Source organism: Absicoccus sp. (genome assembly GCF_034090965.1).
In the GTDB taxonomy this organism is placed as follows: domain Bacteria; phylum Bacillota_I; class Bacilli_A; order Erysipelotrichales; family Erysipelotrichaceae; genus Absicoccus; species Absicoccus intestinalis.
Genome location: NZ_JAXDRQ010000009.1, coordinates 56,844 through 81,801 on the forward strand (window position 1 = coordinate 56,844; position 24,958 = coordinate 81,801).

Below are 24,958 nucleotides of genomic sequence, written 5' to 3' on the forward strand. Positions count from 1 at the left end.
GCTACTAGGCTCCCGTTCCTGATGCAGTTGTGGCGGCTTCGATGGATACCTTGAATACGCCATCGACATATTCTGGCCAGAATTGTACACCGGATAACGCTAATGTTTCGATAGTCGCATTGGATGTGATTGTCGAGTGCGTCATACCAATCAATCCAGTCTCGTCGTAGGTCAATCCGAATTTACTCGCCACATCTCCGCCGTTAGGAATATATGCGCCTGTCAAGTTTTGTTTAGCAGTGGCAAATGCAGTACCTTTCGCCAAACGCGGAGAAATGATTGCTGTTCCTAATCCTAAGAAACCTTCGATGTATTGGAATCCAAACACATTCTGTGTCGTGATCTGTGCACCACCTAAATACTCAGCCACATCCAATGGCGATACAAAATAAATTGGATCAATTGTTAGATCTTCAAAACGAACTTCCACTTGTCCCCACGCATTGGCTAAAGCGGCTTGCAATCCTTTACCGGTTACCTTGCCAGTTCCAGTTGCCAAAGAAGCAAAGAAGTCTTTCTTGATATCTTTTTGCAACTCCAACGTCATTTTGGCATCGGTATCATTGATGGCTTTTTGTGCGCCAACCTTTTGGATAGCTTCTGCAGTAGCCACTTTTCGATATTTCTTCAATACGATTTCTTTTTGCCATGCCAATTTGCGAGTGATCTTGGTCATTCCAATCGTTTCACCTTCGCCGACCTGATCAGGCGTATTCTCTTTGGTCAATTTATATGATTTGATCACTGTTCCATTGGCCATTGGCGTCAATTGGTTGATACCTAATACTTTGCGCAATTCGTCGATATTTGTTGCGATTCGTGATGTATAGTCCACAGAAATGGCCGGATCCAAATCTGCGGTTTGTGTGATGTTAGTCTCTGCAAATAATTGCAAATTAATTAATTCTTCCATGTTGTCCTCCTATTATTTGAAAAGATCCATGTTTTCTCTGATCAGACGCTGACGCTCAACGGAATCGGCCACTTTCATGATGTCTTCCTTGGTCAATCCTCCGTTAGGCGAAGTACCGCGTTTGACAGAGTTCCCTTTCAACGCTTCCTTGACTGCCTTTTCGACTTCGCTTTTGAACAGTTCGATAAAGGATTCAACAGCTTCTTTTGTGGTGTCTGCATCCGATGTGATGATGCTTGATAGAATGTCGTCACTTACATTGATGTTTGCGTCAGCACACATTCTGCGTGCTTCTTTGGCCATATCGGCACGTGCTTTTTCACCGCGCAATTTATCAAGCTCTTTCTGAAGCTTGTCGCGTTCATGCTCGGCCTTTTGCTGAGCATTCATCTTTGCAAGCTTTTTGGCTTCTTCTTCGGCTTCTTTGGCCTGTTTATCCCACTTTGCTTTTTTCTCCTGGATGATTCGGTCAAGGTCCTCGTCCGTGTACTTTGGTTGAGGTTTGTTTTCTTTCTCAGAATCATCTTTCTTGCTTGTATCGTCGTTATCTGTCGATTTATCTTCGGTGTCTTCATCTGCGAAAAGTTGCAAGTCAAATAGATTTTTTTCCATATGTAAATTTCCTCCATAGTTTTGAGACGCAATGCTTGTCTTCCATAGCTTTTTGTGTCATCCATGCCTGGACCCATGGCTTTTAATGTCGTCAATGCTCGGACATATAAAAAAGCACAACCTAATCGCTTAGATCGTGCTTTATGAACTTTGGTAGCTTTCGCTTCGGCGGGTCTTTCATATAAACTGTCTCCTTTTCCGTTTTTCCACAAAAAATGCAAGTACGTACTCTTCTTTCCGCCTTGCATTGTAAATTATGATCATAATAAGATTTCTCAATCGATTCTGTATAGATGTGTCTGCACATACCGTGCCTCCTAGGTCAATTCATCATCCACACTCACATAATCTGGATATGCGGTAGCTATTTCTTCGCATCCTGTGATAAATGCCATGACCGCGCCAAACCCTTCTTGTGTTACATCACGGATGATGATATGCTCGAAGCCATCATTGCTTCGGACATGCTTCATTTCTCCATATGATCTAGTTTGTATGGTCTGCGCCATTGTCTGATACAGCGCAGACACTGCTGCACATACGATATCGCTTCCCTTCGGTGCATATCCGGCATGGCCTTCGATTTGAATATCGAACCATTCGTCGTATTTGATCGTGATATGTATCATGTTCAATTCCTTTCGTTATAAATATTTAAGATAAATAGTATGGCAGTTTGAATAAATAAGGGCAATAACACAAGCCACCACGACCAGGCAATAACATGGCACAGTTTTAACACGATAAAAGTGATAGTCAAGGCTTCACAAAAGCTTATCCCATTTCTAGGTTTATAATCATTATTCATGCTTAATCCTCTATTTCTTGCACTAAAAAAGCACGATTCCAATTATCGCACTTTATTAAAACCCATCTTTTTTCAACATTTTAAAAAGTTCTTTTCTAACTTTTGTATCATATTCTTTTGTATTAGGAAATGCTGCAACCTGTTCAGGAGTTGGCATTTTACTATCATCGGCCAAATCGGGTAGATAAACCTTAACCTTTTTTTTACCTCTTTTCATAGGCCATAACTCCTTTCTTTACCAAATATTTTATTAAAGACATTGAACATTCATATTCTGCCTTATCTTCACTATAATCTATATATTTTTTCTTATTGAAAGAATAAATCTTATTTGCTAAGTCGTCAACTTTTTCATATTTCTCCAGCTTTTCCAACCTGTAAACAGCGCCATTATGGCAAATTATTACAGAACTAATTTGTCTTGGCCTTTCAAATAGTTTTATTATGTCATCCCTTGATGGAATAGAATTGTTTGGGTGATTATGAACGGCTTCAAACAATGGTGTTGACTCATTAGATAGCATACTATTTTGCCCCTTCGAAAAACCACTTTGTAATATCATTTTGTTATCTGCTGCAGATGTGTTTTTAGCTAGTCTTTCTCCTGTTTTTGCATCTATCGCAACAATGTGTTCATATTGAGTATCATTATTATCTGATAATATTTGCAATGATTCGTTATATAACGATTCATTAACAGCTTTATGACTTGTTAGTCCTTCAAATTTGTTGTGATAAGTTTTCGTATTTATCAATCTAGAATTAACATGCCCTGGAACATTTTTCCCTGTGTCAGGTATATTGATTCTTTCCTTTTCTTGGTTCTTTTGCTTCTTCCACTCCTCAAATGTCATATCACCTGAATCAGGATCACCCAAATATTCATCGAATAATTTACGATCAATATATGGAACCGTGGAACAATGACAAATCGGATGCATTGGTGGCGCATTAACGCCCGGAGTCATATCTTTCGTGTCGTAAATATTACCGTCAAGCTTTCTGCATTCATCGCAAGCTTTTGTATTCATGACGACATATTTGTATTGGCCGAATCCATTTTCTTCATATGACCGTTTGGCAACATCGGTTTGTATGCGTCTTTCTTCTGTTCGCAGCAAACGATCAGCTGCATAATAGCTAACATCAAATCTTTTACGCATATCAGAAATAAGACTAGTTGTGCTTTTCCCTTGAATGATGGCCTTAATCATGTATCCCTCTAATTCCGACCTTAACATGTCTTGATTGGCCCAAATACGTTCAGAAAATGTCGCATTATAAAACGATGCATTTACGATTGATTTGATCATATCTCCGTTATTTTTGATAGTTTTGCCCAGGATACCGGCCTGTCTTTCCATTTCATCAATGGTTTTGTCCTTCAAACAGTCTTCAACGTATTTTTCATACTCATCATTTCCGGCGGCAAGCTCAAGCGCCACTTCAGACTTTAATAATTCAAGACGATTTGCTTTCATCGTCAGGTTATATATCTTCATTTCATCATTTGCCTGTTGTGAGAAGTCTTTTTCTTTTACATACTTTTTCGCCTTTTCTTCATACGCTTTGATGTCTAGCTTGTCAGCTCGTTTCTTGGCTTCAGACATTGATATTCCTTCTTTTGATGCGTATTTGCTGTACCATGCATTAATTTGTTCCGTTACGTTATGGAACATATACTCGAATATGCGTTTAACCACATCTGATTTGTCTGAATCATCTGACTGTGATTTCTCTCTAGCCTTTGCTTCACGTCTTACCCAGTAATTTTCCGCATCATCTCTTGTCTTTGTTTTCGCCATTTTGTTCACCGTTTATAGAAGAAAAAAGACGATCATCAATGCTGTATGCTTTTTCCACCTGTTCTTCCTCGATTCGCTCGATTTCTTTTTGCGGATCATCAACGATCGACAAGACTGACAACTGTGTCGGCTGTGATACGATGCCTGACAAGTTCTGTGCAATCTGTGTTTCTTCCAGAATGTTCTGCGGAAGATTGCGTGTATAGTGGTAAGTCAATCCGATCCAGTCTTTCTCGTTCATCGAGTTGACCGGGTTGGAGAAGATGATGCGGTATCTTCGGTTAAGACCGGATGTGAACTTCCGTTCCTTGGTCTTGGCAAGGTTAGACATGGACTGCAGTTTGTACGCCATAGCGATTCCGGAACTGTTACCGAAGTTCTCGTCATTGATATTGGCAATCATGGACACCTGGTAGATCAGACGTTCCATCCGGTTCAAAGCGTTTTCCTGCGTTCCGTCCGCATTCGGCTTTTCCAGGAAGCCGACATCGACCGGGTTTTCACTCATATCGCCCTCGAAGCTGATGACACGTTTGTCACGCATGTTGGCAAGCATGGAGTCATTAAGCTTAGGCCCTAATATCTTCAGGTAGGCATCCGCGAATGCATCCACATCGTTGAGCTTCTCGGACAGAGCCTTGTTATATCCAACGATAAGCGAGTACACCGACTCGAATACCGCGATACGTGACTCATTCTCTAAATATTCCGTTGCCGGAATGTCCGCAAAGTTGTGCGGTCTGAACTCGTCTTCGATGTAATGCAGTCCGCCTTTGTCCGTGAACGGCCATATCTCTGACGGTGTAAGCACCTCGCCATGCATGACTTTTTTCGAGTCAAGATAGTACGTCACGAAGTACAGCGGATGCTGTTCATACGTATTGTCATATACCATGAAACCTTCCGTTGGATCAAGATATACGATGGATACATCTCCGCTCTCATCATTGGCGTAGAGCTCATAGCCTTTGCCATAGATGGAGCAGATACGTGATAATTCTGCATTGTTATCCTCGATATCGTTGTAACTATCAAGCATGTCCAGATAGTCCGTTACTTTTTTGTCATCAGACTGGACCTTGATCGGGATACCGATGAAGTAGCCGTTGAAAGTATCCACCAGGTATTTTGCAAAGTTGACAGTCACGCGGTTATCCGGTTTCCACTTTTCTTTTTCGGTCCACCCTAAATTAGGGTAGATATTCATGTATGCATCTTTCAGCTTCGTATACCGGTCCGTGATCAATCCCTTATGCTTGGCAATCAGCTCGCCGAGCTTGGTCACGTCCATGGCTTCATCTGTGTTGATGCATATCAGCTCATCCGGTTTGATGTCTGATCTAACATTCTGTGCCATTACAAACCACCTCCTAGTTTGTTGTATTTGAGCGGTGGCTTTCGCATCGTCTCAATCGAGTACCGAAGTGCTGCCATCGCATCATCAAAAAAAGGAACTGGCTCATCCAGATACGTGTTTGTCTTCGCGTCTTTCTGCCACTTCCATTGTTGAATTTCTTTATAAACGTTTACACAATCCGGATGGATGTGTATCTTGTGCTGTTTCAGATAATCAATCTGAGCGTGTACACTGTTGCGCTCTTTATTGACGCCTCTTGCTTTATATCCGGCCTTCTTCCACATCTTGATGCGGTCCGGTTCTGCCGAGTCACACCACATGCGGATATCTTTGCGGAACCCTTTTGAATTGGCTTCCGATATCAATTCATCCGTATCCTTTTCAAACTCATACATCTCACGACATACATAGATTTCATCGTCCTTGAAGCCGACCTCAAGAAGACAGTCCGCATGGTTGAAACCAAAGTCCTGTGCATTGACCATGTAGTCGAATCGTTCCGGGGATATGTTGAAGTCCTCAACAACGTAATTATGAAGAATCAATCCTCCTGTTTCGCCCCATTCACCAAGCCCATAGATGAGATATCCCTCCGGATCAACTTCCTTACGTCGCTCCATGCGTCGGTAATAGCCTTCGTCAATGAATCGATTCTCTCGATACGTCGAGCTGTGTGTGAACACATCCGGATCCTTTCGGTCAAAGAACTGTGCCTTGATCCAGTGCGATGCACTTACCGGGTTGAACGTCATGCGTATCTGATAGAACTGTCCAGGCGGAAGCACACCACGCAGACGGTCATCGATGATCTCAAAGTCGGATTGCATCAGCTCGGTTGCTTCTTCTATCCACACATCTGTAAGCTTGCCTCGCTTGAATGTGATTGACTTTAGACGTTCACGCTGATTATCGTCCTTCATACCACGGAATATAATCTGATTGTTATTGCTGCGACATTCCATGATCATATTGCTTTGATTGATACGCCAGTACCTTTCCCATTTATCGCCGAACATACGAAAAATAGCACCTTGCAATTCCGCAAAAGTGCTATCTCTATTTGTCACGTCAACTTTTCGCACACACAAAAGGTTTCTGCCTTTGTCTTTCATCAATCGAAGGATATAATGTTGTGCCGTGTCTACGCTCTTGCCTGATCCGGCGCTTCCTTTCATGACGACATACCGACATTTGGACTGATCAGGCTCTTTGAATATCTTATTCGCTTGAATCTTTATCTTCATATTCAACCTCAATATTCAAATCCATATCCACATTGGAATCAATCTTATCCGTGAACATGGCAAACGACTTGCCCATCAACTCAGATGCTCTGATCCGATCCTTCATGGATACATTGATTTCTGTTTCGACCTGATGCCCTTCATTGTCATATCGCAATACGGTATCTTTTTCTTCGCCTCGCATAACTCTTGTCCAGAACTCGCGGATCTCTTTCGCATCGGCTGTCTTCTCCTCGTCAATCTGTTTGAGTTTTTCTTCAATGGCCTGTTTGATTTCAGGTTTTTCCAGGTTTTCGGGGCCAATGGAATGCGCACTTTTTTTAGAGTATCCGGCACGAATTGCAGCCTGTGTAGCGTTTAGATCAATCAGATATTCCTGGACGAATCGCTTTTGCTTTGCCGTCAGCTTCATGCCATCACCCCTCTCTAATTTACAAAGACCATAGTCCTAATTTCTTAGCTCTGTTTATTAGCTCGCTATTTCCAGATTTATTAATTGTAGCATTTGCTTGAAATGGCTTCATTGAATCCGATAAGGATATCCGGAACAGTATCACAACGATGTATGATTGGCATTTGATACGGACCGGTAACATCAAATGGGTCATATATGTCCAGATTATATTTTTTGTAAGTCAATTCTTTTCCTGCCATGTAGTTCCAACCTTTTCAAGCACGATAAAAGGCGGCATGCCTGATGCATCCGCCTCGTGTGCTTATTTGTTAAAGATCGGCAAAAAAGTTGAGTATGACCGTTTCTGTCGAACTTTGTACATTACCATTATAGCGCACTCTTAGGTATCATTTAGTATCCTCTTTCAGAATCCTGTTGAATTCGTCCAGTGCCAGGTTGTGGATCCGGTAGATGTAATGCAGTGAGTAGTTCAGTTTCTCACTGATCTTCTCCCATGATCTCAGATGGATGTACCGCTCATACAGTACCGTCATCTGATTGGCATCCGGAACCATATCGATAAGGGCCATAGCCCTCTGCTTCGCCAGGATCAGCATGTCCACCTGGTGATTGATATCGTCTTTCAATTCAGTAAGCCGCATGATCATATGGGCGTTGCGTTCCGTATCGGTGTGACCGGATGTCGTACCGTCCTTTTCGTAGGGAATCGAGCCGCCTTCGATTTGCGCCTTCAGCTTAGCAATTTCTTCGGATTTCTCGTTGATCTGCATCGAGATCTTCCTTATCTGTGTCAAATACTCTTTTGCATCCATCTTATACCTCTATCCTGGCCAGTGTCTTCCACCCGTGAAAGTTGATCTTGGCCTCGTTCTCGATACCGTGCTTCGCCTTGTATTGTGCCAGCCGGGAACAAACGTTATTCACGTTGCTGTTAAGATACTCGGCCACCTCTTTCAGACTGCCGACAAACATACAGGTTTCATGTTCGTCGTAAACGGCATACAGTTTCTCTTTCACATCGATTTCCTCCAGTTGACCGCATCGAACGCCTTGGACTGTTCATACACCTTTTTGCATGATTTCAGTGTCATGTGGTGCTCGATGATATAGTCAACAATTTCCTGTTTTCCATACTTCCGGATCGAATCCATCTGCATAAGGTCCGCTTTGGCAAGACCGTACTGGATGCACAGTCCGCCAAGTTCCATCTGAAGTTTGCGATTATCATCCGGATTTCTATTTTGTGACTGCTTGACTTTTTTCTCTTTCATTTCCAGGTTTCCCTTAACCATAAGTTCTTGACGGATTTCCTCGATGGATCCAAGCGAATCAAGATCATTGATTGCCTTTACGATCTTATCAAGAACTTTTTTGGTCGCTTGTTTACCTTCCATTATCTTAAAGTATGTAGCACCGGAAACACCTGCATGCTGGTATATGTTGTATGCCCTAAGCCCCGGATATTTTTCAAGAAAATCATTGATCATATCCGCTGTTGTCTTGCTATCGACCGTAAATACGGCTCCTTTGTTTGGCATATTAATCCTCCTCTTTGTTCGGCTGTCTGTACTTTTTCATCCACTGTCGGTAACAGCCATATGAGCAGAAATAGATGTAACCGTGCTTCAGATTGGACGTCTTATACGTCCAATCACGCTTCAAGCTTGATATTATTTTTCGCTTTCCGCACCATGCACAGTCGATGTGGTCGAATTTCTGAATCTGCATATTCCACCTTCTAAGAATCTGCATCTTCAACCTTCTCGATCGTATTGGGGTCAACCCTTACGGTCGATGTGCCGTAAGGCCATTTTTCTATGATGAAGCAACTAAGCCCGTCATAGGCAAGCTCTCCCTGCACTTCCTTCCCTGTTGAAATTGATTTTGCTTTGTATGTGTACATGTTTGTCTCCTACTATCTCGGCCTTTCAGGTAATGGCATCCAGTGCGTAATGCCATACGCTTCTACGTAATAGCCATTTATCTCACATATAAATTCATCATCTGAGCCAAGAAATGCCATACAGCATCCTTTTGGACCATTATCGCCATAAGCAATCACATATTTTCCAACTCTTGGCAATCGGTCATTTACACTGATCCATTGGCCAAAACCTATGTAGTTTCCTATATCTGCAATTGTGCATGCTTGTCTTACCCTATGGACTGCCCAGAATTGACCATTTCCAAAAGCAATATCATCTTTGTCAATGGTTTTCATTAATGTATCAAATGCGTCTCTGTAACTTCCTTCTTCAACGATTTCGTTCATTGTTTTCTCCTTTAGAACGGCAGATCATCGCCTTCGATGCCGATAGTTTCGACATCGCTCGTATCCGTTCTGTAGTACCCATTCGATGCGTTCGGTGACTCCTTAGGTGGTGTTGGCTGTGACTGTGCACGCGATTCCAGGAACGTAAAATTATCAACAAAAACTTCTGTGATATAGACGCGCTGTCCTTGCTGATTTTCATAATTACGTGTTTGCAGACGTCCATCCACACCGATCAATGATCCGCGATGCAAGTATTGTGCCATGGTATCCGCCTGGCGGTTCCATGCAACACAGTTGATGAAATCGGCTTCCGGTTGCCCTTCTTTCTTGAAACTACGATCTACGGCCAAAGTAAACGATACAACCGAAGTTCCGTTTTGCGTTCTACGCAATTCCAGATCTATTGTCAAGCGACCCGTTAATACAACTCGATTGATCATGATCTTTCCTCCGCATTTTCATTTTCATTAATCTGTTCTTCCTGTTCGGGTTCATATTTGATATCCAAATTTTTAATCGCCTCTGTTCCACAGCCGCATTCACAAGCCGCATTTATATTGCATTTCGAACAACCGTTAGCGTTGAATTCTACTTTGCAAATGTTTTTGAGCACAGAAAGCATCACGTATTCATTCAAATTATCTGTTTTGATCATTGTTTTCTCCTTTGTCTTCTATCAATTTATCTATCTGTCCGGACAGCACAAGGCATGTAGCTTCGATAACTATCGACCATTCAAGCGCTTCTAATTCTCTATAAGAAATATCCTTTTTATTGCCTCTCTGCCCGGCCGTTTTTTGTGTTGCCATTTGTATAAGGTCATAAACATATTCTTTTAAAAGTTGCGGATTCCCTTTCTGGTTGCCCGTCATAAGGAATCGCCACATCGTATCTTTTAACCCATCAGCTGGATTAGTTTTCATCGTCACATTCCGTCTCTTTCCGTCTCATTTGCGTCACAATCTTCATATCTGTCGCCCTCTTCAGGCTCGTAATTTGGACTTCTCCAGTCCAGTGAATCCATCGATTCACGCTGTTGTTCGATACGTTCAAGCTCCGCATCTGTGATTATTCCGTACATTTTTAACCTCTTTCATGATTTTTAATCATTCATCATCATCCATTGATAGCCGATTTGACATGTTCTCTATCAATGTCTTTGTTTCAGATGGGAGCATTTCATACTCGATATCTTCTTTTTGGACTTCTTTATAGCGTTTGATAAAGTTCTGCTTTTGAAATTCAAGTTCTTTGCTATCCGCTCTTCCTAACATTGACAATGCCAGTGGTGTGCCTAAAGCTTGCTGTTCTTTTTTAGTCAGCTTCTTGAATTGTCTGTTAGGGTTCTGGATGGACCCTTGCAGATTCTGGACAACATGTGCCCATGCATCTTCTGGATCCGTATCATTGATATGCCGATTATTGCTTATTATATTTTTAATTTTTCCGATATTCGGTTGGTATCCAGAGACATCACTGGATACATATGTATCTACGGCACATAAAACTTCTTGCATACTGTATCCGTCAAAGTGTCGTTTCCAGACTTTTGCAACCAGTGCCATATCTGTATCCGTCATATCTTTATAGGCGTTAGGATATATTGCTTTTATGTAAGATATTATTTTTGATACTTCATTTAATGTCATAATTGTCCTTTTTCCATTCTGTTTGTTATCTCACTAAGTCTTTCATAGAATGATTTATCTTGATTGCGGTTATACGGCTGATTCAAATAGCTTTCAAACTTAGTACCAAACAGTGTTTCCGGTCTTAGATATTTCCTCATTCGTTCATCTCCAAGCCAGTCTGCGCTTTTTTTTGTGATCACTGTTTGAAAATCCTCTACTGTAAATCCTTCACTCAATCTTGCATGAATAAGCGATTGAGTCTTTTTTGATCGTGTAGTGTAATGCGTTCCGCATTTGAGATTTAGGAAATCGATGATTTCTCTATATATCTCTTTATAATCACTATTTTTTATGACTATATTATCTTTACTATTGTTTATATCTATATTATTATGTGAACTTTGTTCACTGGGCTCTGTGAACTTTGTTCGGTGAGCTATGTGAACTTTGTTCAGTGAGCTATGTGAACTTTGTTCACTGGGCTCTGTGAACTTTGTTCGGATAGCTCTGTAATAGCAATGCTTAGATCCATTTTTCCAAATTGTTTCTTTTTTCTCGATACATCCTTTTTCTTCTAATTTTTTTAATGTTTTAATGATCTGCCTTTGTGATACACAACACCACTTAGCGATATATGATTGAGAACCTTGGAACCAACTATTGCCGTCCTGACTAAATCCATAAATCAATGCGTACGCCAAAAGTTCACTGCCTTTTAATTTCAGCTCGGTTACCATTGATTCTTTTACAACAATGTAGTTCTCATCGTCCATGTTAAATCTCCTCGATCATCACTATCGTTCTAGGCACATCGGAATAGTATTTGCATACCGATGTTTCGACTATTTGCTTATCATCGTCGTAAGCGATATGGTTCAGTGCATCCAGTATCGCTTTCTCGATGTTGTCGCAGTCGGGCTTTTTTGTAGGTCTGACCTGTTTATCAATCATCAGCTTTTTGCGCTTTTTTGATGCGCTTTTGGGGATACTGAAGTACGCATCGATATGTACACGACACGGTCCTTCATAAGGCTGATGGCCTGGCACGTGCTGTGTGAATGCAACACGCACCAGGTTCTCAAACTCAACCGTCTTCTTATCGGTATAGGTATGCCCATACCGTGTAAATCTTGGCCTTCCTTTGTGCCCAGGCTCACCGGGCACGGAAAAAAGGACCGCCATTATTTGACTTCTCCGGTATCCGGATCCGTATGTTCATCGACATACGATTCTTCATATTCGACGTCAAAGAAGTCATTTTTTGCATCGGACATGTTATTGTCCGACTTTGGATCAAACTGTTTGATTGATTCATCCTGCATGACGGCTCTAGCAAGGTCTGTCTTCTTCGGCGCATATTTCAGTGCCCGTTTAAGCACTGTTTTCTTTGCCATCTCGTCAAACTCGGTCTTCCAAGGACCATCATTAAAGGTCTTCGAGTACTTGCATGCATGTTTCTCTACGTCTTCACGGCTCATTACCTCGAAGCCGAAGTTTTCGCCATTGCGCCATACGGCATAGTATGCGATGGCTTCTCCGCGGTCCTTCATGGCTGGAACATGCTTGATATCCGGATGCAGACCAAGTGAATAATCGAATTCGTCATTGGCATAGACGACATGGGCATCGACATTGGTACCGGCTCTCTGTGCAAGCTCGACCATGCCTAGATATCCAATCTGGAACTGGCACTGATTCTTGTAAGGGATCAGATATGCCTGTCCCAATGGTGTGTTAGGCTCAAGCCCTAACTGTGCCGCATTAAGCAATGCACCGATAAATGACTGCGGTGTACAGTTCGCTAGCTTCGGTGTGTTCGTAACGGCGGTTGTAGCAATCCTAACGAATCGTTCCGGTGTCATCACGGATGGCAGGGCTTTGGCAATCTCACCCTGATACATTGTGATGTAGTCCTTCATGGTTCGGTTTGTTTTCTTTGGAACGCTCTTATTTGCTGTTTTAGCGATCATTCCTTGTTGATTTGTTGTGGTTGTCATTCTTCTTCCTCCTCCTCTATTTCTTTGATAAGGAATCGTCTTGTCTTTGATTCCTTTAAATATTTTTCATAAATATCTGGATTTTCTTTTTTGAATCTGGTCGTGTCGAATCTTTTCGATACAGATTCCTTCCAGGTGATGCTTGCATGATTGGAATATGCATATACAGCATCTCCCATCACGTCTTTTATTTGATTTTCATACTCCTTTTGTATCGTCTGAAGCTCTTTCTGCTTGGACTTTAGCTCGAGGAGCATTGATGTAAGATCATCACTTATGATCACACTTCCGGCATCATCAGATGGATGAAATACCTGGTTGAGTGCTTCACTGGTCGAATCGGTCCCGTCTACTGGTGGTTCCTGATCCGTCTTGACATAGTTCCAGAATCTATGCTCTTCACGGATCAATGCTTCTATTTCTTCTTCATTTCTTTCGACCTCGAAAAAATAGAATGCTTTGCCAAGGACAATAATGGCGATATACCACTTGTCCATGCCTGTGACGGCCATATAGTGCATGCATTGGGCATAATATGACGCCGGTATGTCGCCCTTGTCATATCGTGTTCTAGTCAATGCATTGGCCGTCTTGCACTCCAATCCGGCATTCTCACCAACGACAAGACGGTCAACGTTGGCAAGCATGTATGGATGCTCCTTTGACTGGTAAGAGAAGCCGCTCTTATGGACCTTCTTTCCAGTCGCTTCCATCCATCTGCGTGCGACGTAATCCTCTAGATCACGTCCTTGCCGCATGGACTCATTGTCCTCCTTAGATTTGATTCGTCCTGTCTTTTCGCACCACAGATAATATGGTGACTTGTACGGGTTGAATCCAAGGATAGCGCCGGCATCACTTCCGCCTATCCCTTTCATCCGTCCTTTCAGCCATTCTTCATGACTGGAAGGAAGCTTTTGTTTGATATAAGGTTTCAATTTTTGCCTCCTTAGTTTATCCATGGACATGACGGGCCAGGCAGACGGTATGAATCAACCATCAACGATGCTAGTGTGAGTAAAAAATGAAAATCATGCATAAAAGAGTAGTAAGGAGGCCTCACACTAAGATTTCAATCATGCAACCAAAACCGAAAACTGTAAAAAGTGTCTACCCAGTCCGTCATGCCCATGGATTTTGTGCTATACTTTATTTAGTAATTTTTAGATGTGGCTGATCTAAGCATCAGCTGCTTTTTTTGTGTCTTGCAGCTCTTTCTTAAGTCGTGCCACAAACGGCTTAAGACGAAATACCTTTATCAAGTCATCAGTCAGATATCCCCATCCATCTACGTAGAAAAGGTTATCCTTTACATTCTTGATCTCACGGTTGACTACTGATGGCGAGCGGTTCAATACTTTTGAAAACTCGGCACCGGTCAAATATGGCTGTTCAAGCAGTGCCAAACGTTCTTTTGCCGTGCACATAATTACCTCCTTTCTATAGAATCTTGGTTGCTATATCTGCGATCATGGCTATGCCGCTATCGAGAGTGACATTGATCTTTTTCTTATGGCCGTTTTCGAATTAGGCTACTACGATTTCATCATCATCCAGCTTGGTATACTTAAGTTCGACAAGATCGTGTAGGTGTCGTGTCTTTTTTAGCGCTACTAAAAGAGCATCACATATCGCTTGTTTATCCTCGCCCATTGTGATCGCATTTAGAATCGCATTACGTATCGCTTGTTCATTCTCTACCATTCCGATCACCTCCTTTCTATCCGCCTAAAAGGCCAACCACAAGCACACATACTATGAATGCCGTGATCAGTATGAATGCATCACGTCTGTCGCATTTTTCTTGGTGCTTCTTTTCCCGGATGGCATCCTTAGCCATACGGGCATCGATTTCTTTTTGAATCTGCGCATCAGTAATGCGCCTCATGAATTCATAATCCATGCTCCCCTCTCTTCCATCGAGTAAGCTATTAGCTTACTTTATTTGCAAAAAAATATTAATTTTCTTTTACTTTAGAAACATCTAGCTTTGCAAGCTCGCATATTTTTATTACCTCAGTAAAAAGAAACGGGGTATATCCTTTTTCCTTATTGCGATATGCAACTTCGGAAATGTGAAGAAAGTCCCCCATTTCTTTTTGAGTCATGTTAAGTCCTACACGAATTTGTTTGATAGTAAACTTGTCCATAGCAATTCTCCTTTCGAAATTAGCCGAAGGCTAACTTGTATCTTTATAGTAAGCTGATAGCTAATCTTTGTCAATACATTTGTTTCTATTTTGAAGATTATTGTTATCTTTTAGCTAACATATATGATATTCTACATATAAGGAGGCATATTATGACAGAATTGGAAAAGCAGGGCATGGCCCTGAAAGAAATGCGAAAAAGATCTAATATGACACTCGAAGAAACTGTAAAGCACTTTGGCCGTAGCAAAGTATGGCTATCCGAAATAGAGAATGGTAAGAAAAATATATATTTCGGAGACGCAAAGAAACTTTGCAGAATCTACGGGTGCTCTGTCGATGATCTTGTGCATCTGATCGACACTTACTAATATATTTATTATTCTGACATCATCAATGTCACAAATGAAATTATTATAAATTATGACGTGAGGGAGGCAGGTGCTCGAAATGCTACAAAAAGAGGTCGAATACGATTCCAAATATTATGATGAATGGCTCAGCACGTATAAAAGGCACCATTTAGATTTTGATGAATGGCAACAATTAAAGGGAATAAAGGTGAAAGAAAATCCATTTATTCTATACGAAAATGAATTGCAACCTGTTATACAGAAATATATTTCCATGATTGAGAAAATAAAGAAAATGTGGAAGGTATGCTATCACACAAAAGATTGGAACGGGAAAGTTTCAAATAAAATAGAAGACTGCTGTAAATATAGCATACAGTTATTTATTCAAATACAAAATATAGATAAAAAATACAATGTGGATCCAATGACTTATTGTGAAGGATCATATAAATTGATCTTGCTTTATCAACGCCGTGGCGATATACAAAAAGCAATTGACATATGTAATGATTCAATTGCTATGAGCCCGGCGGAAGAACGCTATAAAAGAAAAAAGGAATCATTGATTAACATGATCAAAAGAAAATAAAAAAGCGCCCTCACTGACATTAGGGCATTTCAAAGCGATGTGGAATATGAGAGAAATAATTAGAAAGGAAAGATATAAGATGGAAAATAACAAAAAGGGAGATAATTATCTAGGCAGTGTTGTACGAATAATTAGTGATAAGGCACTCATTATTGATGTTGGTGAGGACTATCTTACAATTGGAGATAAAGTTCAAATATATACCGTGCTTGACGAAATCAAAGATCTGGAAGGCAACTCACTCGGTCTATATGAAAATATAAAAGATACTTTAGATGTGACTCAAACTGCAGCCAATTATTCAATTTGTGAAAAAATCACAACAAAAAGAACATCTTCATATGCATCATTGAGCAATGCTTTTACGACAAGCGAATATACAGTGAAAGAAAGTTTAAACGTTGATAAAAATGAAATAGAACCATTAGAAAATAATGAAAAAGATAAACAAATACATGTGGGCGATTATGTCAAAAAATATTGAATTGTTCTAATTAGCATATTATAATGAAAAGGAACTGAAATGGTCACATTCGATGGGACTAGTAAGAACCTCCTTTTCATTGGAAAGGAGGTTTTTGCTTTATATGAAGCCCGATAAACCGTTTAAAACCTATGATGAACAGATTCAGATATTGAAATCGCGAAATGTAATCATTCCAGATGATGAGCAAGCTATCGAATTCTTATCTACATTTTCATATTATAGTTTTATCAACGGATATAAAGATTTATTCCCGATGGATAATGATAAGTTTATTGTCCCTGTTGTAATTTATGATTTTTATTTTTTATCTTTTTTGGACAGATATTTAAATAACATTTTCTTTAAATACATAATCAGAGTAGAAAAAGAATTGAAAACCCATATTTCATATCGCATCTCCGAAAAGTATGGTGTTACAACAGATCTTCATACTCCGATAAATTATGCTCCTGATGATTATTTATCAAAGCAGCATTTCAAAAATACATGGTCTACTAATAATACAATCAAAAAAATCAAACACGATGTATTGAAAAGTAAAAATCAAAGTATTGTACACTATAAAAATAATCACAATCATATACCATGCTGGATATTGGTTAATGGTATATCTTTAGGCGTAACTATTGAACTATATAATATATTGTTAGCCGATGATAAAACCTATGTTTGCGAACACATGATCAAATCCGACAAGTTAACAATTGAAGAAAAAAAAGAATTTTTTAACAAGGGTATTAAAATTTTAAGAAAATACCGCAATAATATCGCTCATGGAAATAGAACATTTAACAATTCTATTAAAGAAGAACTGCCGAAGAAACAAGTTTTGTTGTTATCCGGCGGAAATATCACAAATGCCGATTATGTAAATGGAATAGGTAAAAATGATATCTTTGCAGTTATATTAACTATCTGTTCGATTTTAGATAAAAATACAAAACAAATATTTTTCTCAGAAATTAGGCTGGCATTCTCAATGATGTCAAACGTTACTTTCTCTACCGGACAAAATATTTTTGGAATATTATCTTTGCCAAATGATTTTATATCAAAATTAGACTCAATAATAAATTTCGAATAAAAATAAAAAAGCCCCCACTGGCGACTGGGACTCGTCATAGAGGGCTTCGCATAAAAAGAATAAGGAGATATGGCCTTTCCATCTTTTTATGTGCTCATTTTAACAGATATTTTTGAAAATAGAAAGGAATGAGTACTATGTCAATTGCGACCCGTATGCATAATGGTAAAAAACAGTGGTCGTATAGATGTTACTATACGGACCATACTGGAAAGCGCAAACAAAAAAATTCGAAGTGGTTTGATACGAAGAAAGAGGCTACAAGAGCGGAGGCTCAGTTCATCGAGGATGCCAAATCTTCATCCAGTGCCAAACTAAAAAACGTTATTAAAGACTACATAGAACTACATAAATCTAATAACAAGCCCGAAACGATCGAGGACAAGGAATTCATACTGTACACATACCTTAAACCGTTGCTGGATGTTAAAGTGGACCGAATCAAGCCGGCCATGATCAAACAGATATTTGAGTCAGATGATATCCAACGACTTTCAACCGCTCGCAAGAACAAGATATACATCTACTTCAAGGGAGTATTTGAACATGCTTGCAATTTCTACGATTTGCCTCGCAATCCAATGAAGTCTATCCCTTCGTTTAAGATGACTGACAAGGAACGACTTCATGAGATGACCATTTATACACCTGACCAATTCAAAACGTTCTGTGATGCGATCCCGGAGGCCAAACGTGAATATATGATATTCTTCCATCTGCTGTTCTGGACAGGCCTTAGAAAGAACGAGGCCATGAGCCTTACCTTCAATGACTATGACGGAAAGCGTGTCAATATTTGGAGACAGTTGAAGCGAAGTTCACACAGTGAATTTACGGTCCTCAAAAGTCCAACATCCAAGCGTACCGTGGCATTGGATAAAGCCACGATAGAGCTACTGAATGAACAGATAGATAAATATAAGGGCATGCCCGGATACAGCTCAGATTGGTTCCTTTTCGGCGGATACAAGCCGTTATCACTGACCAGTATCGACCGCGTAAAAAAAGAAGCCATCGAAAAGAGCGGACTCCCTTATATCCGCATCCATGACTTCCGGCACTCGCATGCATCGTATCTGATTGACAAAGGCGTCAACATGTACAAGATATCCAAGCGTCTCGGGCACAGCTCGATCAGCATCACCATGGACAGATATGGACATCTGCTCGATCGCCAGGAAGATGAGATACTGGATGCTATAGAAAATGGATAAATGAAACATAAATGAGATATAAATGAGATATAAAAAATAAAAAGCCCTTTAGATAAGGGCTTTTATGGCATATGGTGCAGAAGAAGGGATTTGAACCCTCACAAGATTGCTCTTACTGCCGCCTGAAGACAGCGCGTCTGCCGTTCCGCCACTTCTGCAAGTGGCTTTATTATATCATGAACTTCAAAAAAAAGGACATATGTTTTTTCATATGTCCTCTTTCCTTAGAATAAACCAACGATTTTGCCGTTTTCGTCAATATCCATATCCAATGCACTCGGATGTTTTGGTAAACCTGGCATCGTCAATACTTTACCCGTCAATGCTACGATGAAACCAGCTCCTAAACTAGGACGTAATTCACGAACCGTGATTCTAAATCCAGTCGGACGACCCATGATCTTGCCATCATCGGTCAATGACATTTGGGTTTTGGCCATACAAATCGGTAATTCATTCCAACCCAATCGATTGAATGTTTCGATTTGTGCTTTGGCTTCATCCGTAAAATCGACTCCATCTGCCCCATATACTTTTTGGGCAATGGTATTGATCTTATCTTCGATCGAAGCATGGACATCATACAATGGCGCGTAAGTATTTGGTTGATCACAAAGATCGATCACTTGTTGTGCAAGATCCAATGCTCCTTCACCACCTTTTGCCCATACTTGGGACAAAGACATTGGATGACCATTTTCTTTACACCAATTTTCCAATGCTTCAATTTCTTTTTGTGAATCGGATTCAAATTGATTGATTGCAACAATATAAGGTAAACCAAATTTTTGGATCGTATCGATATGTTTTGCTAAGTTGCCACAACCCGCTAACATCGCATCCACATTTTCTTCTTTCAAATCTTCAAAGGCAACGCCACCATGTTGCTTCAATGCACGAATCGTTGCCACGATGACTACGGCATTTGGTTGTAAGTTGGCTAATCGACACTTGATATCCAAGAATTTTTCAGCACCTAGATCGGCACCAAAACCAGCTTCCGTTACGGTATAATCGGCCAATTCCAAACAAGCTTTTGTCGCAATGACCGAATTGCATCCATGGGCAATATTCGCAAATGGACCACCATGGATCAATACTGGATTATGTTCCAGTGTTTGTACAACATTTGGCAATACGGCATCTTTCATGACCATCGCCATGGCACCTTGAATTCCTAGATCACGAACATAAACAGGATCGCCATCATATGTATAGGCTACTTGCATACGAGCAAAACGCTCTTTTAGATCCATCAAGTCATCAGCCAAACAAAGAGCAGCCATGACTTCCGATGCCACCGTGATGTTAAATCCATCTTTCCGCTCCACTCCATTGGCTTTTGAACCTTGCCCAATGGTAATATCACGAAGGGTACGATCATTCATATCTAAACACCGTTTAAATGTGACTTTCGTTGGATCTATATGTAATGGATTGCCTTGATGGATCGAATTATCTAAACAAGCACAAACTAAGTTATTCGTCGTTGTGATCGCATGCATATCCCCGGTAAAGTGTAAGTTGATATCTTCCATCGGTACGACTTGGGCATAGCCACCACCCGTTGCTCCTCCTTTTAAGCCAAAAACAGGCCCTAAACTTGGTTCACGCAAAGCCATCATCGTTTTCTTGCCTAAGCGATTCAAAGCATCACCTAAACCCACCGTTGTGGTACTCTTTCCTTCACCTGCTTTGGTTGGATTGATAGCTGTCACTAAGATCAACTTTCCATGTGGTCGATCTTGTATCGATTTCAAATAATCAAACGATAATTTTGCTTTATATTTCCCATAATACTCCAAAGCATCTTCGGGAATGCCAATTTTTGCAGCTACTTTTTGAATCGGTTCCATTGGTGTTGCTTGAGCAATCTCTAAATCTGTCATTAGTCCATATCCTTCTTTCCAATATCATGACGATAAAATAAATCAGTACATTGAATACGTTCTACATCTTGGTATGTTTTTTCAAATGCTTCTTCTAGTGTATCAGCCATGTTCGTAACCATCAAAACTCGACCACCATCGGTCACCAAATTTCCATCTTGCATCTTGGTTCCCATATGATAAACATAACCATTTAGATCATCCGGAATTTCAATCACAGCTCCCTTGGTAGAACTTTGTGGATAATTGGTACTTGCCATGACCACACCATGACTCACTTGTTTTGTCCATTTTAGATCCACAGGTTTATCATCCATGACATCTAACATCGCTTGAACGAAATCGCTTTCTAAGCGAGGTAGAATCACTTCGGCTTCGGGATCACCAAAACGTGCATTAAATTCAATTGTTTTCACGCCATCTTTGGTTTCCATCAAGCCACCATATAGGAATCCCGTAAATGGTACGCCTTCTTTGACCATTGCGTTTGCCATTGGATAAATAATTTTTTCTAAGGCTTCTTCCTTTAAAGCCGGCGTGATCTTTTTTACGGGACTATAGGAACCCATACCACCGGTATTGGCACCAACATCACCATCCCCAACGGGTTTATGATCTTGGGCTACTTCTAAAGGATATACTTTATCGTTATGAACCAATGAAATCAATGAAAATTCAAAACCTACCAAACATTCTTCAATAACAACGCGATTGCCTTCAATCGCAAAGGCAACATCCAATGCTTCTTTGGCTTGATCTATGGTTTGACATACAGTAACCCCTTTTCCGGCTTTCAAACCATCTTCCTTAATGACAATGGGAGCGCCTTTGGCTTGTACATAAGCCCAAGCCTCTTCTTCTTGATCAAATGTTTGATACGCAGCTGTTGGAATATCATACTTAGCCATGATCTTCTTCGCAAAATCTTTACTCGATTCGACTTGTGTAGCTGCTTTCGTAGGGCCAAAAATCCGAAGTCCCGCATCTTGGAACGCATCAACGATTCCCAATGCCAATGTTGCTTCTGGACCAACAACCGTCAAATCCATGTGCTTTTCTTTCGCAAAAGCCACCAATCCATCAATATCACTATCACGGATATCTACACAATGCGCAAATTGAGCCATGCCTGGATTTCCAGGGGCCGCATATAATTCTGTACAAAGTGGTGATTTGGAACAAGCCAATGCTAATGCATGTTCCCGACCGCCTTTTCCAACAACTAATATTTTCATAGTCTACTCCTTCTTTTCCTCATCGGTTTTATTGTACCAAAAAAATAGAGCCAAAAAGCTCTATTTTTAAAGTTTTAAAAATTGTTCGACATCCAAGACGAAAACGGTCGCGCCGCCAACGGTCACTTTTACGGGATAGGTTGAAAATGCGCCCATATCATAACCTGCTGTATTGGGAACCAGCTCTTCTCTTTGTGAAGAATACTTCCCAATGATCTCAATAGCGCGTTGTACTTTTTCAGCTTCACAACCAATCAATAAAGTGGTATTGCCAGCACGTAAGAATCCTCCGGTTGTTGCCAACTTGGTGACTTGATAAGATTCTTTATTCAAACCGCGAATCAACATACTACTATCATCATTGGAAACAATGGCTAAAATGAGTTTCATACGTACTTCCTCCTACCCTTATTATAATACAAATATTGGCTATTGATACTTTTTCATCTTGATCATACGATTGATGTGTTGCGCAGCAATGGCTCCATCATTGGTGGCCGTAACCACTTGACGAAGATCTTTATCCACAATATCGCCTGCCGCATAAATACCTGGTACTTTGGTCATACGATCTTGGTCTACGACCACATAGCCACGGGTATTCACAACATCCAAAGAAACCAAAGCAGAACTCATTGGATTTTCACCTTCATAAGGGAAGATTCCTTTTACGTCCAATGTGCGTTGTGTATGGGTCTTCAGATCTTCAATCACCAAACCGGTCACTTTGCCTTTTTCCATAATGACTTCTACTGGTTTTGCGTTTGTGATCTTCTCGATCTTTTCATCACCTTCAATCAATTTCTGATTGCTTGATTCAGCCGTATAATCATCGCCACGAACAACCATATAGATCTTATTGGCAAATTGTGATAAAAACGCCGTTTCTTCGATGGCAGAGTTATTGCCACCTACGACCGCTACTGGCTGATTTCTAAAGAAAGCACCATCACATACGGCACAAAAACTAACGCCATGACCCACAGCCGCTTTTTCGCCTGGAATACCCATCATGGCTTCTTGAGTACCCGTTGCGACAATGACCGCTTTCCCTTGATATACTGTGCCATCGGCAAGTTTTACTTCTTTCTCTTTGGTGATCTCAACAACATCACCATACACATATTCCGCCCCAAAGGCCGTCGATTGTTCAAACATGGTCGCCGCAAGATCCGCGCCATTGACATCAGGCGTACCTGGATAATTCGCTATTTTAAATGTTTTTAATAATTTACCACCTGGCGCACCACTTTCAATCATGACTGTATGTAATCCCGCACGAGAACCATAAATGGCAGCACTCATACCGGCTGGCCCTGCCCCAATAATAATCAAATCAAACTTTTTTATTTCCATGATGAATCTCCTTTTTTATTAGTATGGCGGAACTTGGATCAAAATTCAAAGAGGATGCATAAAAAAATGGTGATCAAACAATCACCAGATTCGCGTATCACACCAAGAACGACTTTCTTGGACAATATCTTGGAGCTCATGAAACGAATGAATCAAACGACAAGGATCATATGCCAATAATTCCTTTTTTTCCGATGAATACGCACTAAACGCAATGGAATAAGCTGCCATATTGCGGGCCGCTTGTACATCTTGACAAGTATCTCCTACATAAATTAAATCATCATGGCCCACATTTAAAACATCACAAGCTGCAACCAAACCAGAAGCACTCGGCTTTGGTTTTGGCATATTTTCAGCACCAATGACACAATCCACACAAGAATCGATTCCCATCAAATTCAGATCAATTTCGATCAAATTGGTGGTTTTATTGGAAACCACCCCAATCAAATACCCATTGTCATGTAGGTATTGAAGTGTATCTTCAACCCCGGGAATCGGCATGATCATTTGTGAGGCATATTTTTCATATAAAGCATCATACATTTCATGAATCGTATGACCATCTTCATTTGGGAAATATTTCTTTATCGTAGCATCTACCGTAGGTCCTAAAAAAGAATCTTTTTGAGCTTGGGTCAATGGAATATCCGGACGATATTTTTCAAAGATATCCGTCCAAATTTGCGAAACACAAGCTTTGCTTGAAGAAATGGTACCATCCACATCCAATAAGATCACCGGTTTGTGATACCATCCAAAAATACGATGAAAAATGCCTTTTAAACCCAACAGGCCAATGACAATGGCCACGATGGAAATGATCTGGGCCATTCGAAAAGAACCAATCATCAAAGAATCCGAACGCATTCCTTCGACGATGAAACGCGTAATGCCATACCAAACACAATACATGAATCCACAATCTCCACGATGTCGATACAATTTCTTTCGACCAATGGTAGAAATTAAAAGAAAACCGATGAGATTCAAACAACTTTCATATAAAAAAGTAGGTTGACGATAATATCCATCAATCAACATTTGATTCTTGATAAAGGAAGGGAAATATCGATAATACGAAGCGGATACAATTTGTCCATAGGCTTCTTGATTCGCAAAATTGCCCCATCGACCAAAAGCTTGTGCCAACAAAACATTGGGCATGATCAGATCAAACATACGCAAAAAAGAAACATGGTGGCGATGAAAATAGTACAGGCTAAATAACAACCCCGCAATGATACCACCATGAATGGCTAGTCCACCATGCCATATCGCAATGATTTCTTCCACATGGTGCGAATAATACCCCCATTGAAAGATCACATAATAGATTCGTGCACCCAAAATACCAATCAATAATAAAGGAAATAAATAGTCTTCCAATAAAGCACTGGCATATCCCCATTTTTGAATGGTTCTTTGACAGAGTATATAAGCCAGCAAAGCCCCTGTCAAAATACATACGGCATACCAAGTAATATGGAGTGTTCCAAAGGACACGAATATTTTTGAACTAGGAAAAAACTGCATAA

The 24,958-nt window shown here is 40.5% G+C and carries 36 protein-coding genes and 1 tRNA gene; 5 read left to right on the top strand and 32 right to left on the bottom strand.

Features of this window, described 5'->3' with window-relative positions; all coding sequences use genetic code 11:
- Positions 1–4: 4 nt before the first annotated feature.
- From SOS22_RS01385 to SOS22_RS01510, 26 genes are all read right to left on the bottom strand, one after another.
- On the bottom strand, positions 5–913 hold the full coding sequence (locus SOS22_RS01385; RefSeq protein ID WP_320596100.1) for a hypothetical protein: 909 nt from the start codon (positions 911–913) through the stop codon (positions 5–7).
- Between the two features lie 12 nt (positions 914–925).
- Complete coding sequence (locus SOS22_RS01390; protein WP_320596101.1) at positions 926–1,525, bottom strand: DUF4355 domain-containing protein; 600 nt, start codon at positions 1,523–1,525, stop codon at positions 926–928.
- A gap of 317 nt (positions 1,526–1,842) precedes the next feature.
- On the bottom strand, positions 1,843–2,154 hold the full coding sequence (locus tag SOS22_RS01395) for a ribosomal-processing cysteine protease Prp (RefSeq protein WP_320596102.1): 312 nt from the start codon (positions 2,152–2,154) through the stop codon (positions 1,843–1,845).
- A gap of 234 nt (positions 2,155–2,388) precedes the next feature.
- Positions 2,389–2,550, bottom strand: coding sequence for a hypothetical protein (locus tag SOS22_RS01400; protein ID WP_320596103.1), 162 nt, complete (start codon positions 2,548–2,550; stop codon positions 2,389–2,391).
- A complete protein-coding gene (locus SOS22_RS01405) occupies positions 2,537–4,138 on the bottom strand; it encodes a minor capsid protein (protein WP_320596104.1) in 1,602 nt (533 codons plus the stop codon). Before SOS22_RS01405 ends, SOS22_RS01400 begins: the two co-directional genes overlap by 14 nt.
- Complete coding sequence (locus tag SOS22_RS01410) at positions 4,113–5,495, bottom strand: phage portal protein (protein ID WP_128520917.1); 1,383 nt, start codon at positions 5,493–5,495, stop codon at positions 4,113–4,115. The genes SOS22_RS01405 and SOS22_RS01410 overlap by 26 nt, the downstream gene beginning before the upstream one ends.
- Positions 5,495–6,739, bottom strand: coding sequence for a PBSX family phage terminase large subunit (locus tag SOS22_RS01415; protein WP_320596105.1), 1,245 nt, complete (start codon positions 6,737–6,739; stop codon positions 5,495–5,497). The genes SOS22_RS01410 and SOS22_RS01415 overlap by 1 nt, the downstream gene beginning before the upstream one ends.
- Positions 6,714–7,151: a terminase small subunit gene (locus tag SOS22_RS01420; protein WP_320326177.1), complete on the bottom strand. Its 438-nt coding sequence runs from the start codon at positions 7,149–7,151 to the stop codon at positions 6,714–6,716. Before SOS22_RS01420 ends, SOS22_RS01415 begins: the two co-directional genes overlap by 26 nt.
- 80 nt (positions 7,152–7,231) lie before the next feature.
- Entirely contained in the window at positions 7,232–7,393 is a 162-nt protein-coding gene (locus SOS22_RS01425) for a hypothetical protein (protein WP_320596106.1), read from the bottom strand.
- 147 nt (positions 7,394–7,540) lie between these two features.
- Positions 7,541–7,966 (bottom strand): DUF1492 domain-containing protein, encoded by a 426-nt coding sequence (locus tag SOS22_RS01430; protein ID WP_320596107.1) that lies wholly within the window; start codon positions 7,964–7,966, stop codon positions 7,541–7,543.
- Between the two features lies 1 nt (position 7,967).
- Positions 7,968–8,171, bottom strand: a complete 204-nt coding sequence (locus SOS22_RS01435; protein ID WP_320596108.1) for a hypothetical protein — start codon at positions 8,169–8,171, stop codon at positions 7,968–7,970.
- Positions 8,168–8,692, bottom strand: a complete 525-nt coding sequence (locus SOS22_RS01440; protein WP_320596109.1) for a hypothetical protein — start codon at positions 8,690–8,692, stop codon at positions 8,168–8,170. The genes SOS22_RS01435 and SOS22_RS01440 overlap by 4 nt, the downstream gene beginning before the upstream one ends.
- A 200-nt stretch (positions 8,693–8,892) precedes the next feature.
- Positions 8,893–9,057 carry a hypothetical protein gene (locus SOS22_RS01445; protein WP_320596110.1) on the bottom strand — a complete coding sequence of 55 codons (165 nt, stop codon included), beginning with the start codon at positions 9,055–9,057 and terminating at the stop codon, positions 8,893–8,895.
- A gap of 12 nt (positions 9,058–9,069) precedes the next feature.
- Entirely contained in the window at positions 9,070–9,426 is a 357-nt protein-coding gene (locus SOS22_RS01450) for a DUF551 domain-containing protein (RefSeq protein ID WP_320596111.1), read from the bottom strand.
- Positions 9,427–9,437: 11 nt separating this feature from the next.
- On the bottom strand, positions 9,438–9,869 hold the full coding sequence (ssb, locus tag SOS22_RS01455) for a single-stranded DNA-binding protein (protein WP_320596112.1): 432 nt from the start codon (positions 9,867–9,869) through the stop codon (positions 9,438–9,440).
- Entirely contained in the window at positions 9,866–10,084 is a 219-nt protein-coding gene (locus SOS22_RS01460) for a hypothetical protein (RefSeq protein ID WP_320596113.1), read from the bottom strand. The genes ssb and SOS22_RS01460 overlap by 4 nt, the downstream gene beginning before the upstream one ends.
- Positions 10,068–10,352: a hypothetical protein gene (locus SOS22_RS01465; protein ID WP_320596114.1), complete on the bottom strand. Its 285-nt coding sequence runs from the start codon at positions 10,350–10,352 to the stop codon at positions 10,068–10,070. Before SOS22_RS01465 ends, SOS22_RS01460 begins: the two co-directional genes overlap by 17 nt.
- A gap of 183 nt (positions 10,353–10,535) precedes the next feature.
- Positions 10,536–11,078, bottom strand: a complete 543-nt coding sequence (locus SOS22_RS01470) for a replicative helicase loader/inhibitor (protein ID WP_320596115.1) — start codon at positions 11,076–11,078, stop codon at positions 10,536–10,538.
- Entirely contained in the window at positions 11,075–11,833 is a 759-nt protein-coding gene (locus SOS22_RS01475) for a conserved phage C-terminal domain-containing protein (RefSeq protein ID WP_320596116.1), read from the bottom strand. The genes SOS22_RS01470 and SOS22_RS01475 overlap by 4 nt, the downstream gene beginning before the upstream one ends.
- 1 nt (position 11,834) lies before the next feature.
- Positions 11,835–12,242, bottom strand: a complete 408-nt coding sequence (locus SOS22_RS01480; protein WP_320596117.1) for a RusA family crossover junction endodeoxyribonuclease — start codon at positions 12,240–12,242, stop codon at positions 11,835–11,837.
- Positions 12,242–13,057, bottom strand: coding sequence for a recombinase RecT (locus SOS22_RS01485; RefSeq protein ID WP_320596118.1), 816 nt, complete (start codon positions 13,055–13,057; stop codon positions 12,242–12,244). Before SOS22_RS01485 ends, SOS22_RS01480 begins: the two co-directional genes overlap by 1 nt.
- Positions 13,054–13,995 (bottom strand): lambda-exonuclease family protein, encoded by a 942-nt coding sequence (locus SOS22_RS01490; RefSeq protein ID WP_320596119.1) that lies wholly within the window; start codon positions 13,993–13,995, stop codon positions 13,054–13,056. Before SOS22_RS01490 ends, SOS22_RS01485 begins: the two co-directional genes overlap by 4 nt.
- Positions 13,996–14,235: 240 nt before the next feature.
- Positions 14,236–14,484: a hypothetical protein gene (locus tag SOS22_RS01495; RefSeq protein WP_320596120.1), complete on the bottom strand. Its 249-nt coding sequence runs from the start codon at positions 14,482–14,484 to the stop codon at positions 14,236–14,238.
- Positions 14,485–14,584: 100 nt separating this feature from the next.
- Positions 14,585–14,761 (bottom strand): hypothetical protein, encoded by a 177-nt coding sequence (locus SOS22_RS01500; RefSeq protein WP_320596121.1) that lies wholly within the window; start codon positions 14,759–14,761, stop codon positions 14,585–14,587.
- 16 nt (positions 14,762–14,777) lie between these two features.
- Positions 14,778–14,945, bottom strand: a complete 168-nt coding sequence (locus tag SOS22_RS01505; protein WP_320596122.1) for a hypothetical protein — start codon at positions 14,943–14,945, stop codon at positions 14,778–14,780.
- 70 nt (positions 14,946–15,015) lie between these two features.
- Positions 15,016–15,207: a helix-turn-helix transcriptional regulator gene (locus SOS22_RS01510; protein ID WP_320596123.1), complete on the bottom strand. Its 192-nt coding sequence runs from the start codon at positions 15,205–15,207 to the stop codon at positions 15,016–15,018.
- Positions 15,208–15,359: 152 nt separating this feature from the next.
- Here SOS22_RS01510 and SOS22_RS01515 point away from each other — a divergent pair, with 152 nt between their 5' ends.
- The 5 genes from SOS22_RS01515 to SOS22_RS01535 all read left to right on the top strand — a co-directional run bounded on the left by SOS22_RS01515 (position 15,360) and on the right by SOS22_RS01535 (position 18,937).
- Positions 15,360–15,578: a helix-turn-helix domain-containing protein gene (locus SOS22_RS01515; RefSeq protein WP_320596124.1), complete on the top strand. Its 219-nt coding sequence runs from the start codon at positions 15,360–15,362 to the stop codon at positions 15,576–15,578.
- A gap of 79 nt (positions 15,579–15,657) precedes the next feature.
- On the top strand, positions 15,658–16,152 hold the full coding sequence (locus SOS22_RS01520) for a hypothetical protein (RefSeq protein WP_320596125.1): 495 nt from the start codon (positions 15,658–15,660) through the stop codon (positions 16,150–16,152).
- Between the two features lie 79 nt (positions 16,153–16,231).
- On the top strand, positions 16,232–16,636 hold the full coding sequence (locus SOS22_RS01525; RefSeq protein WP_320596126.1) for a hypothetical protein: 405 nt from the start codon (positions 16,232–16,234) through the stop codon (positions 16,634–16,636).
- Positions 16,637–16,739: 103 nt separating this feature from the next.
- On the top strand, positions 16,740–17,723 hold the full coding sequence (locus tag SOS22_RS01530; RefSeq protein ID WP_320596127.1) for an Abi family protein: 984 nt from the start codon (positions 16,740–16,742) through the stop codon (positions 17,721–17,723).
- Between the two features lie 137 nt (positions 17,724–17,860).
- Entirely contained in the window at positions 17,861–18,937 is a 1,077-nt protein-coding gene (locus tag SOS22_RS01535) for a site-specific integrase (protein WP_320596128.1), read from the top strand.
- Positions 18,938–19,009: 72 nt separating this feature from the next.
- Here the strand turns inward: SOS22_RS01535 and SOS22_RS01540 are convergent.
- From SOS22_RS01540 to lgt, 6 genes are all read right to left on the bottom strand, one after another.
- A tRNA-Leu gene (locus SOS22_RS01540) sits at positions 19,010–19,095 on the bottom strand.
- 66 nt (positions 19,096–19,161) lie between these two features.
- A complete protein-coding gene (locus tag SOS22_RS01545) occupies positions 19,162–20,826 on the bottom strand; it encodes a formate--tetrahydrofolate ligase (RefSeq protein ID WP_320324972.1) in 1,665 nt (554 codons plus the stop codon).
- Complete coding sequence (purD, locus tag SOS22_RS01550; RefSeq protein ID WP_320324973.1) at positions 20,826–22,061, bottom strand: phosphoribosylamine--glycine ligase; 1,236 nt, start codon at positions 22,059–22,061, stop codon at positions 20,826–20,828. Before purD ends, SOS22_RS01545 begins: the two co-directional genes overlap by 1 nt.
- A gap of 66 nt (positions 22,062–22,127) precedes the next feature.
- Positions 22,128–22,451 carry a cyclic-di-AMP receptor gene (locus tag SOS22_RS01555; RefSeq protein WP_320324974.1) on the bottom strand — a complete coding sequence of 108 codons (324 nt, stop codon included), beginning with the start codon at positions 22,449–22,451 and terminating at the stop codon, positions 22,128–22,130.
- 39 nt (positions 22,452–22,490) lie between these two features.
- Positions 22,491–23,417, bottom strand: a complete 927-nt coding sequence (locus SOS22_RS01560) for an NAD(P)/FAD-dependent oxidoreductase (protein WP_320596129.1) — start codon at positions 23,415–23,417, stop codon at positions 22,491–22,493.
- Between the two features lie 81 nt (positions 23,418–23,498).
- Positions 23,499–24,956, bottom strand: a complete 1,458-nt coding sequence (gene lgt / locus SOS22_RS01565; RefSeq protein ID WP_320596130.1) for a prolipoprotein diacylglyceryl transferase — start codon at positions 24,954–24,956, stop codon at positions 23,499–23,501.
- Between the last annotated feature and the right edge of the window lie 2 nt (positions 24,957–24,958).

What these genes read in the sequence shown, in the direction of transcription:
- SOS22_RS01415 (WP_320596105.1), bottom strand. Translation starts at nt 6,739, where the DNA reads ATGAAGATAAAGATTCAAGCGAATAAGATATTCAAAGAGCCTGATCAG.
- SOS22_RS01420 (WP_320326177.1), bottom strand. Translation starts at nt 7,151, where the DNA reads ATGAAGCTGACGGCAAAGCAAAAGCGATTCGTCCAGGAATATCTGATT.
- SOS22_RS01450 (WP_320596111.1), bottom strand. Translation starts at nt 9,426, where the DNA reads ATGAACGAAATCGTTGAAGAAGGAAGTTACAGAGACGCATTTGATACA.
- SOS22_RS01430 (WP_320596107.1), bottom strand. Translation starts at nt 7,966, where the DNA reads ATGGATGCAAAAGAGTATTTGACACAGATAAGGAAGATCTCGATGCAG.
- SOS22_RS01560 (WP_320596129.1), bottom strand. Translation starts at nt 23,417, where the DNA reads ATGGAAATAAAAAAGTTTGATTTGATTATTATTGGGGCAGGGCCAGCC.
- ssb (WP_320596112.1), bottom strand. Translation starts at nt 9,869, where the DNA reads ATGATCAATCGAGTTGTATTAACGGGTCGCTTGACAATAGATCTGGAA.
- lgt (WP_320596130.1), bottom strand. Translation starts at nt 24,956, where the DNA reads ATGCAGTTTTTTCCTAGTTCAAAAATATTCGTGTCCTTTGGAACACTC.
- SOS22_RS01460 (WP_320596113.1), bottom strand. Translation starts at nt 10,084, where the DNA reads ATGATCAAAACAGATAATTTGAATGAATACGTGATGCTTTCTGTGCTC.
- SOS22_RS01500 (WP_320596121.1), bottom strand. Translation starts at nt 14,761, where the DNA reads ATGGTAGAGAATGAACAAGCGATACGTAATGCGATTCTAAATGCGATC.
- SOS22_RS01510 (WP_320596123.1), bottom strand. Translation starts at nt 15,207, where the DNA reads ATGGACAAGTTTACTATCAAACAAATTCGTGTAGGACTTAACATGACT.
- SOS22_RS01440 (WP_320596109.1), bottom strand. Translation starts at nt 8,692, where the DNA reads ATGCCAAACAAAGGAGCCGTATTTACGGTCGATAGCAAGACAACAGCG.
- SOS22_RS01475 (WP_320596116.1), bottom strand. Translation starts at nt 11,833, where the DNA reads ATGGACGATGAGAACTACATTGTTGTAAAAGAATCAATGGTAACCGAG.
- SOS22_RS01470 (WP_320596115.1), bottom strand. Translation starts at nt 11,078, where the DNA reads ATGACATTAAATGAAGTATCAAAAATAATATCTTACATAAAAGCAATA.
- SOS22_RS01505 (WP_320596122.1), bottom strand. Translation starts at nt 14,945, where the DNA reads ATGAGGCGCATTACTGATGCGCAGATTCAAAAAGAAATCGATGCCCGT.
- SOS22_RS01390 (WP_320596101.1), bottom strand. Translation starts at nt 1,525, where the DNA reads ATGGAAAAAAATCTATTTGACTTGCAACTTTTCGCAGATGAAGACACC.
- SOS22_RS01400 (WP_320596103.1), bottom strand. Translation starts at nt 2,550, where the DNA reads ATGAAAAGAGGTAAAAAAAAGGTTAAGGTTTATCTACCCGATTTGGCC.
- SOS22_RS01465 (WP_320596114.1), bottom strand. Translation starts at nt 10,352, where the DNA reads ATGAAAACTAATCCAGCTGATGGGTTAAAAGATACGATGTGGCGATTC.
- SOS22_RS01445 (WP_320596110.1), bottom strand. Translation starts at nt 9,057, where the DNA reads ATGTACACATACAAAGCAAAATCAATTTCAACAGGGAAGGAAGTGCAG.
- SOS22_RS01545 (WP_320324972.1), bottom strand. Translation starts at nt 20,826, where the DNA reads ATGACAGATTTAGAGATTGCTCAAGCAACACCAATGGAACCGATTCAA.
- SOS22_RS01530 (WP_320596127.1), top strand. Translation starts at nt 16,740, where the DNA reads ATGAAGCCCGATAAACCGTTTAAAACCTATGATGAACAGATTCAGATA.
- SOS22_RS01485 (WP_320596118.1), bottom strand. Translation starts at nt 13,057, where the DNA reads ATGACAACCACAACAAATCAACAAGGAATGATCGCTAAAACAGCAAAT.
- SOS22_RS01425 (WP_320596106.1), bottom strand. Translation starts at nt 7,393, where the DNA reads ATGGCAGGAAAAGAATTGACTTACAAAAAATATAATCTGGACATATAT.
- SOS22_RS01515 (WP_320596124.1), top strand. Translation starts at nt 15,360, where the DNA reads ATGACAGAATTGGAAAAGCAGGGCATGGCCCTGAAAGAAATGCGAAAA.
- SOS22_RS01535 (WP_320596128.1), top strand. Translation starts at nt 17,861, where the DNA reads ATGTCAATTGCGACCCGTATGCATAATGGTAAAAAACAGTGGTCGTAT.
- SOS22_RS01385 (WP_320596100.1), bottom strand. Translation starts at nt 913, where the DNA reads ATGGAAGAATTAATTAATTTGCAATTATTTGCAGAGACTAACATCACA.
- SOS22_RS01410 (WP_128520917.1), bottom strand. Translation starts at nt 5,495, where the DNA reads ATGGCACAGAATGTTAGATCAGACATCAAACCGGATGAGCTGATATGC.
- purD (WP_320324973.1), bottom strand. Translation starts at nt 22,061, where the DNA reads ATGAAAATATTAGTTGTTGGAAAAGGCGGTCGGGAACATGCATTAGCA.
- SOS22_RS01480 (WP_320596117.1), bottom strand. Translation starts at nt 12,242, where the DNA reads ATGGCGGTCCTTTTTTCCGTGCCCGGTGAGCCTGGGCACAAAGGAAGG.
- SOS22_RS01495 (WP_320596120.1), bottom strand. Translation starts at nt 14,484, where the DNA reads ATGTGCACGGCAAAAGAACGTTTGGCACTGCTTGAACAGCCATATTTG.
- SOS22_RS01525 (WP_320596126.1), top strand. Translation starts at nt 16,232, where the DNA reads ATGGAAAATAACAAAAAGGGAGATAATTATCTAGGCAGTGTTGTACGA.
- SOS22_RS01405 (WP_320596104.1), bottom strand. Translation starts at nt 4,138, where the DNA reads ATGGCGAAAACAAAGACAAGAGATGATGCGGAAAATTACTGGGTAAGA.
- SOS22_RS01555 (WP_320324974.1), bottom strand. Translation starts at nt 22,451, where the DNA reads ATGAAACTCATTTTAGCCATTGTTTCCAATGATGATAGTAGTATGTTG.
- SOS22_RS01520 (WP_320596125.1), top strand. Translation starts at nt 15,658, where the DNA reads ATGCTACAAAAAGAGGTCGAATACGATTCCAAATATTATGATGAATGG.
- SOS22_RS01395 (WP_320596102.1), bottom strand. Translation starts at nt 2,154, where the DNA reads ATGATACATATCACGATCAAATACGACGAATGGTTCGATATTCAAATC.